Origin of the sequence: Pseudoalteromonas sp. ESRF-bin5 (assembly GCF_002632075.1) — a bacterium.
Lineage (GTDB): Bacteria > Pseudomonadota > Gammaproteobacteria > Enterobacterales > Alteromonadaceae > Pseudoalteromonas > Pseudoalteromonas marina.
Map to the genome: position 1 here is coordinate 1 of NZ_NTLW01000020.1, position 1,244 is coordinate 1,244.

The 1,244-nt window shown below is 40.2% G+C and carries 1 protein-coding gene and 1 pseudogene; both read left to right on the forward strand.

Going from position 1 to position 1,244, the window contains the following annotated elements; all coding sequences use genetic code 11:
• Nucleotides 1-585: aminotransferase class III-fold pyridoxal phosphate-dependent enzyme (locus tag BCG07_RS00270; RefSeq protein WP_286887952.1), on the forward strand; the 585-nt coding region annotated here is incomplete at its 5' end.
• A 178-nt stretch (nt 586-763) separates the two neighbouring features.
• Nucleotides 764-1,244: pseudogene (locus BCG07_RS00275) on the forward strand (methyl-accepting chemotaxis protein); the annotation flags it as partial.

A 1,244-nucleotide genomic window follows, 5' to 3' on the forward strand; every position in this document is an offset into this window, starting at 1 on the left:
GTGCTTATTTTTGACGAAGTAATGACCGGTTTTCGTGTAGCTCTTGGTGGTGCACAAGCGTATTACAACATAAAACCTGACCTAACATGTTTAGGTAAAGTAATAGGCGGCGGCATGCCGGTAGGCGCATTTGGCGGCAAAACTGAAATTATGGATTACATTGCTCCTGTTGGCCCAGTATATCAAGCCGGAACACTGTCTGGTAATCCAATAGCTATGGCTGCAGGTTTAAAATCATTAGAGCTATTAAGTGAGCCTGGATTACACGACAAACTAGAAGCTATTTCAAAAGCAATATGTGAAGGCTTTGAAGAAGGCGCTAAAAAAGCAGGTATCGCACTTACAACAAACTACGCGGGCGGCATGTATGGCTTTTTCTTTACCGATGCTGAAAAGGTAACCACTTACAAACAAGCGACTGAGTGTGACCTAGAGCGTTTTAAACGCTTTTTCCATCTTATGCTTGAAGAAGGCGTATACCTTGCGCCATCAGCATTTGAAGCTGGCTTTGTATGTGCTGCGCACACGGAACAGGAAGTACAAGAAACTATAGCTGCAGCAGAGCGTTGTTTCGCAAAGCTTTAATCGCAAGTATTGCCTAAACGGGGTTTATATACCTACTTTTAAAACAGGCAATCAATACTAAAGATTGAAAAAGCCCTTTAAGGGCTTTTTTATTTGTAAATTGATATAATTGAATGATAATTAAGCGTAACAAGGTCTACTTATCTTCACCCTACTTTATTAAATACAAGAGAGTCTTATGTCTGGATTACGGCAGTTAGCTGCGCCTGCAATGCGCTTAATGGCGAATCTAAAATACAAAACTAAAATAAGCATCACGTTTGGCATTCTCTTGATCCCACTTGCACTAAGCATGTTTTTTTTGGTGTCGTTATTGAGTAAAAGTATTGATGTGTCGAAAATGGAACAGCAAGGTTTAAAAGGCTATCGGGCAATACTTACCAATCAAATACAAGGGACAACCGATAAAAATATAAATGTGGCACGCTCGCTGGGCTTTAAAATTAAAGACAGCGAAGTAGACGATGTACTTGAGCTTGTTTCTATTCAATCTAATTTAGCGCTAGATAGCGAACTTGCCAGCGCCTATTTAAATCGTGCATTGGTAACCCGTGTCCCTGCTTTTATCACTCAAATAAACCTAACTGCCGCGAGCGCAAATACAGTACTGAACAATAACCAATTTACTCCAGATACCTTTATTGCACTTTCAAACCTAA